The organism is Streptomyces sp. Ru72 (assembly GCF_002920635.1).
Lineage (GTDB): Bacteria > Actinomycetota > Actinomycetes > Streptomycetales > Streptomycetaceae > Streptomyces.
The window spans coordinates 23718-29863 of record NZ_PQSR01000102.1 but is presented as its reverse complement, the minus strand read 5'-3'; the positions used below and the strand labels follow the sequence as shown (position 1 = coordinate 29863).

Below are 6146 nucleotides of genomic sequence, written 5' to 3'. Positions count from 1 at the left end.
GTCCAGACCGGGGAACTTTTCGGTGAGAGGTGCCGGCAGGGGTGGGAGCGGGCCGCCCAGGTGTCAGTCCGGCAGGAGTCCGAGCCCGTGGTCATAGCGGCCGACGGTGCTGCTCTTGAGCCCCGGCCACGTCTGCACGCGCTCCCACCGCGCCGTGCCCGAACCGATGCCGTCGCCGGGCGCGGCGAGCGCCTCCAGGTGGGCCTGGGCGCTCTCCCACTCGGCGTAGTTCAGGACCCGCGTGCCGTCCGTGCCCAGGTGGAAATGGGCGCAGATGCCGCCGGGATGCGGGTTCGGCTCGCCCTCCAGCGCCTCGACGACGGCGTCGACCCACGCGCGCTGCCGCTCGGGTCGGGGCCGTCGAACTCCACATCCACGATCACGATGCAGCCGGGCACCCGCCCCGCCCGGTCGGCCGGACCGTGACTGCGGTAGTACCGGTACCGGCCCAGCCACAGCCGTTCGATACCCCGGTACGGCGGTGTCCACCTCGTCGACGCGCTCCTGCCGCCGCGTCGCGACGTACGCCGCGTCGGCCTGCTCGTCCACCCAGCGCGAGTGGGGCAGCAGGGTGAAGCTGTCGTGTCCGGTGTACACGTAGTACCCCAGCAGCCCGTCGGCGGGCCACGGCCGGCGCTCCCAGGTCTCGGCGACGGCCTCGACCGTCTGCCGCTGCCGCGAGGGCGTGCCCACCCTCAGGCACTGAAGAAGGGCGCCTGCGCGCTGGAATCCGTCAGGTCGGGGTGCGCGGTGGTGCGACGGGGCATGAAAGGCCTCCGTGGTCGAGGGTGCCGCGTGCACCGACCACGTTCCGACCTCGACCGGGCTCGAGGTCGAGCGCGATCACTCAGACCCGGTCGAAGGCCCGGGTCACCGCTCGGGTCCGCCGTTCTCCAGGCGCGCCAGCCGGCTTTGGAACCAGTCGAGCCGGGCCTGGAGCAGGGCCGCCTCGGCGACCAGTTCGGACACGCCGAGATCGGCCGGCGGGGCCTCGGCGCCCGACGCGGCCCGTACCCGCAGGCCCTGCCCCGCGAGCCCGGCGAACGCCGTGAGCGACAGGGACGTCCGGCCGCGCACGCACCCGGCACACGACGCCTGGAGGACGCGCCAGCCCGGCCGCCCCCAGCCGGCGTCGGCCAGCGCCGCGGCCGGCGCCCCGCACGCGCAGGCGCCGACCGTCATCGCCCGCACCCGCTGGCGCGCGTACCGGAAGCCGCGTTCGAAGCGGATGTACGCGCCGAGGACCGCGACCTCGAGCAGCACGGCCGCCCGGTGCTCCCCGGTGCACAGCAGCGCCTCCGCCTCACCACGGTCGTGGACGCAGTGGAAGCCGCAGTCGCAGCGGCGGTGCGGCGCGCGGTGCCGCAGGCCGTAGACGCACCGAGCTTCGTCGAGGACCGCGTAGGGCAGCGCGCCGCCCAGCGACACACCGGTGAACCCGGCCCGGGTGCCGTCCGGGGACAGCACCGGGTGGGCGATCTTGTATCCGGTCGGCGGCTCCGCCGGTCGTTCCTCGGGGAGCCGCAGTCTCATCGCGCGACCGGGACCTCTTCGGGGGCGGGCGCCTCCTCGACGGGCGCCGCGATGTCGGCGACGTCGGCGACCCGGAGGTCGGCCTGTTCCTCGTGCACCTGCGGGCGCTCCTCGGCGACCCCGGTGGCGAGTGCCTTGCCCAGCTTCATGACGCCTCCCGGCTGTTGGTTACCGTCCCGGCCATGGTGACCCAAGCGGACCGATTTGGCACCAGTGCCTGGTGGCCGACGGTCCCGCACCGCGCACTCCGCGAGCCCCGCACCGCACCCCCGCCCTGGACTGGCCAGACCCCGAGGGCCTCCGCCACCGCTCCCTGACCTGGGGCTACGAGGGCTCGATCAGCCGGGTGTCCCGCATTGCCCAAGCATCGCTAATCGATACCCTGTAGAAGAATTAAGTGGAGCTTCACAGTCCCGCTGCCGAGACTACTCCCATGACGACCACATCCCTCATCCCTCGCCCCTTCGGCCGCGCGCTGTGCGCCATGATCACGCCGTTCACCGAGGCCGGCGCGCTCGACCTCGACGGCGCGCAGCGGCTCGCGCACCTGCTCGTGAGCGAGGGCTGTGACGGCCTGGTGCTGTCGGGCACCACGGGCGAGTCCCCGACCACCACCGACGCGGAGAAGGCCGCCCTGGTGCGGGCGGTCCGGGAGGCGGTCGGCGGGCGGGCGTCCATCGTCGCGGGCGTCGGCACCTCGGACACCCGGCACACCGTGGAGCTGGCACTGGCGGCCGAGAAGGCGGGCGCGGACGGGCTGTTGGTGGTCACGCCGTACTACAGCCGGCCCCCGCAGGACGCGGTCGAGGCCCACTTCCGCGAGGTCGCCGACGCCTCCGGTCTGCCGATCATGCTCTACGACATCCCGGGCCGCACCGGCACCCGCATCGAACCGGAGACGATGATCCGGCTCGCGGAGCATCCGCGGATCGTGGCGGTCAAGGACTGCACGTACGACTTCCTCGGCACCCAGAAGGTGCTGGGGCGGACCGGGTTGGCGTACTACGCGGGCTGCGACGAGCACAACCTCGCCCTGTACGCGGTGGGCGCAGCCGGTTACGTCAGCACGGTCGCGAACGCCGTCCCGCGCCGGCTCCGGTCGGTTCTGGACGCGTTCGACGCGGGGGACACGGCTCGGGCGGCCCGGCTGCAGCGACAGGCCACCCCGCTCATCGACGTGATGATGTCCGCCGGCCTTCCCGGCACGGTCACCGCCAAGGGCCTGCTCGGGGCGCTCGGTCTGCCGGCGGGCCCGGTCCGCGCACCGCTGCGGCCCGCGGGCCGTGAGACGGTCGACGGGCTGCTGGCGGCGTACGAGCGGCTGGTGACGGCGTGATCACCGCAGCGCGTTGCGCAGCAGCCCCTCGCGGCGTGCCGGTCGCCGCCGCTGAGCGGGACCGCCTTCTTCAGCAGCGCGGCCGTGTGTTCGCGGGGCCCCACCGCCCGGAGTGACCGGGCACCTGCGCGACGGCGCGGGCGCCCGGTCCCTGGCCGATCAGTTGTGGCTGTGCAGGATCTCGTTCAGGCCGCCCCAGACCGCGTTGTTCGGGCGGGCCTCGACCTTGCCGGTGACGGAGTTGCGGCGGAAGAGGATGTTGGAGGCGCCGTTGAGCTCGCGGGCCTTGACGATCTGGCCGTCGGGCAGGGTGACCCGGGTGCCGGCGGTGACGTACAGGCCGGCCTCGACGACGCACTCGTCACCGAGGGCGATGCCGACGCCCGCCTCCGCGCCGATCAGGCAGCGCTCGCCGATGGAGATGATCACGTTGCCGCCGCCGGACAGCGTGCCCATGGTGGACGCGCCGCCGCCGATGTCCGAGCCGTCGCCGACCACGACGCCCGCGGAGATGCGGCCCTCGACCATGGAGGTGCCGAGCGTGCCGGCGTTGAAGTTCACGAAGCCCTCGTGCATGACGGTCGTGCCCTCGGCGAGGTGCGCGCCGAGACGGACCCGGTCGGCGTCGGCGATGCGGACCCCCTTGGGGGCGACGTAGTCCGTCATGCGCGGGAACTTGTCGATGGAGGTCACCTGCAGGTGCAGGCCCTCGGCGCGGGCGTTCAGGCGCACCTTCTCCACGTCGTCGACGGCGACCGGGCCGAGCGAGGTCCAGGCGACGTTGGCGAGGAGGCCGAAGATGCCCTCCAGGTTCTGGCCGTGCGGCTTGACCAGGCGGTGGGAGAGCAGGTGGAGGCGCAGATAGACGTCGTGCGTGTCGATCGGCTTCTCGTCGAGCGAGGCGATGACCGTGCGCACCGCGACCACCTCGACGCCCCGGCGGGCGTCCGGGCCGATCGCCTTGGCGGCGCCTTCGCCGAGCAGCTCCACGGCCTTCTCGGCGGACAGCCGCTCGGTGCCGGACGGGCCGGGCTCGTCGGCCAGGACGGGCGCGGGGAACCAGGTGTCGAGAACGGTGCCGTCGGCGGCGACGGTGGCGAGGCCGGCGGCCACGGCACCGGTGGTACGGGGAGCAGTCGTGTCGGTCATAGGGGAAACCTAACGTGGCCGGGCGCGCAGGGGCGAACCGGTGCGGGGGGCGTCTCAGGTGCCGGTCGTCCACGTCGCCGGAGCCGGGCACGGATCAGGGGATGACCCGGGCCAGGGCCTCCCGCGCGTACTCCTCGTCGTACGGCGCCCCCGTCAGCAGTACCTGCAGACAGATCCCGTCCAGCAGGGCGAGCAGTGCCCGCGCCGTGGCCCGATCCGTACGCCGCGTCAGCCACTCGGCGGTCTGCTCCGTCCACTCGGCCGCGACGGGCCGTAGCGCCGGACGGCGCAGGGCCGCGAGATACAGCTCGTACTCCAGCTCGACGCCCGCACGGTCGCCGTCCAGCCACTGACCCAGCAGCCGGGCGAGGTCCGCCGCGAGGTCACCCGCGCTGTTCTCCAGCAGGCCGCTCTCGGCGAGCGTCCTGGCGAACCCCTCGTTCGCCTGCCGCAGCGCGGCGACCATCAGTTCGTCCAGGGTTTTGAAGTGGTACGTCGTGGAGCCGAGCGGCACGTCGGCCTCGGCGGCGACCGAGCGGTGGCTCAGTCCGGCGATGCCCTTCTGTCCCACCACCCGGATCGCCGCGTCGATGATCCGCCGGCGCCGCTCGGGATCGTAGCGGCGGGGCATCAGTGCGCACCTCCCAGGTTCAGGACCACCACCCCGCCGACGATCAGCGCGATCCCGGCGATCTTCGCGAGGCCCAACCCCTCCCCGAACAACACCAGGCCGATCATCGCCACGGTGGCGGTGCCGGCGCCGGACCAGATCGCGTAAGCGGTGCCGACCGACAGGGTCTTCAGGGTCTGCGCGAGCAGCAGGAAGGAGACGACATAGCCGAGGAGGGTCACCAGCGAGGGCACGAGCCTGCTGAACCCGTCGCTGTACTTCATGGCGGTCGTGGCCGCGACTTCGGCGGCGATGGCCCCGGAGAGGAACGCGTATCCCATGTGGACGAGTGTACACATCGATATGTACGCCCGTACACATGGCGGCGCGCACGAGAGGGGAAGCAGGGGCACGCCGTCGAGAAACCGCTCTCAAACGGGTGCTGAGAACCCGTCATGTCCACTACAGTTTCACCGGTCTATCACCCGGCTTTCACGGCCGCCGCCGTTCCGCGTGCCCGTGACCCGGGCCGGCCCCCGTCTTCCCCGCTTTCCCCCGTTGTGCCACGACCCGCTTTCTGACGATTCCGCGTCCGCCGTACGGCGACGCCGAGGGAACACGCGCATGCCAGACACCAACCCCCCACCCGCTCCGGACCGACCCGCCCCTTCCCCGGTGTGGGAGACCGGCAATGTCCCGGGCGAGGCCCGGACACCGGGATCCCGCAGACTCTGGGCGGCAGGGCTGCTCGCCGTGGCCGTCTTCTCCACCAGCGCGATAGCGATCTCCGTGCTGGGCAGGACAAGTGACTCCCCGTCACCGAAGCGCGCACAGGACGCCGCCGTCGCGCTGGGCGACCCGGACGTGCCCGACTTCTCGCTGCCTCCCTCCCCCGTGGCGGCGCCCAGCGGGAAGAGCGGCCTGACCTCCGGCAAGGCGTCCCCGGCCACCAAGGCCGACTCGCCCTCTCCCGAGCCCGCCGAGCACACGGCCGGGGCAGAGCCCGCCTCTCACGCTTCCAAGCCGTCCGCCCCCAAGCCCCCGAAGTCCACACCGTCCGCCACCTGGAGCTCGGTCCGCTCGGTCAACTACCCCGACCGCTACTGGCACATCAGCGGCGACTATGTGAAGCTCGACCCGATCGGCTCCGCCCCGGCCCGCCGCGACGCCACCTTCAAGGTCGTCAAAGGCCTCGCGGACGCCTCCTGTTACTCCTTCGCCACGGCCGACGGCACCTATCTGCGCCACCGGAACTTCCTCCTGCGCGACGAGCCCGACGACGGCTCCTCCCTGTTCCGGCAGGACGCCACCTTCTGCCCCCGCCCGTCGTCGTACTCCGGAGCGATCATGCTGGAGTCGGTCAACTACCCGGGCCGCTTCCTGCGCCACCAGAACTTCCAGCTCAAGCTGGATCCGTACCAGGCCGGCGACCTGTACCGGGCCGACTCGGCGTTCCGTCTGGTGGGCGGGCTCGCCTGACATCGGTCCGGGCACGCGAAACGGCGAGGCCCCATCGGA

Annotated in this window: 7 protein-coding genes and 1 pseudogene; 2 read left to right on the top strand and 6 right to left on the bottom strand. The window is 72.6% G+C overall.

Annotation, left to right across the window (positions count from 1 at the left end; genetic code table 11):
* Window positions 1-63 precede the first annotated feature (63 nt).
* The 3 genes and pseudogenes from C3488_RS32320 to C3488_RS40875 all read right to left on the bottom strand — a co-directional run bounded on the left by C3488_RS32320 (window position 64) and on the right by C3488_RS40875 (window position 1682).
* Window positions 64-767 (bottom strand): annotated as a pseudogene (locus C3488_RS32320) (antibiotic biosynthesis monooxygenase).
* Window positions 768-870: 103 nt separating this feature from the next.
* On the bottom strand, window positions 871-1533 hold the full coding sequence (locus C3488_RS32315; RefSeq protein ID WP_103844440.1) for a hypothetical protein: 663 nt from the start codon (window positions 1531-1533) through the stop codon (window positions 871-873).
* Window positions 1530-1682 carry a hypothetical protein gene (locus tag C3488_RS40875; RefSeq protein WP_181139284.1) on the bottom strand — a complete coding sequence of 51 codons (153 nt, stop codon included), beginning with the start codon at window positions 1680-1682 and terminating at the stop codon, window positions 1530-1532. Before C3488_RS40875 ends, C3488_RS32315 begins: the two co-directional genes overlap by 4 nt.
* Window positions 1683-1966: 284 nt before the next feature.
* On the opposite strand from C3488_RS40875, the gene dapA reads away from it, so the two are divergent.
* Window positions 1967-2869, top strand: a complete 903-nt coding sequence (gene dapA, locus C3488_RS32310; protein ID WP_181139283.1) for a 4-hydroxy-tetrahydrodipicolinate synthase — start codon at window positions 1967-1969, stop codon at window positions 2867-2869.
* A gap of 159 nt (window positions 2870-3028) precedes the next feature.
* Here the strand turns inward: dapA and dapD are convergent, their stop codons facing one another.
* From dapD to C3488_RS32295, 3 genes are all read right to left on the bottom strand, one after another.
* A complete protein-coding gene (gene dapD, locus C3488_RS32305; protein WP_103844438.1) occupies window positions 3029-4018 on the bottom strand; it encodes a 2,3,4,5-tetrahydropyridine-2,6-dicarboxylate N-succinyltransferase in 990 nt (329 codons plus the stop codon).
* A 94-nt stretch (window positions 4019-4112) separates the two neighbouring features.
* On the bottom strand, window positions 4113-4649 hold the full coding sequence (locus C3488_RS32300) for a TetR/AcrR family transcriptional regulator (protein ID WP_103844437.1): 537 nt from the start codon (window positions 4647-4649) through the stop codon (window positions 4113-4115).
* Window positions 4649-4969, bottom strand: a complete 321-nt coding sequence (locus tag C3488_RS32295) for a multidrug efflux SMR transporter (RefSeq protein ID WP_103844436.1) — start codon at window positions 4967-4969, stop codon at window positions 4649-4651. Before C3488_RS32295 ends, C3488_RS32300 begins: the two co-directional genes overlap by 1 nt.
* Before the next feature lie 283 nt (window positions 4970-5252).
* On the opposite strand from C3488_RS32295, the gene C3488_RS32290 reads away from it, so the two are divergent.
* On the top strand, window positions 5253-6107 hold the full coding sequence (locus tag C3488_RS32290) for an AbfB domain-containing protein (protein ID WP_103844435.1): 855 nt from the start codon (window positions 5253-5255) through the stop codon (window positions 6105-6107).
* The last annotated feature ends 39 nt before the right edge of the window (window positions 6108-6146 follow it).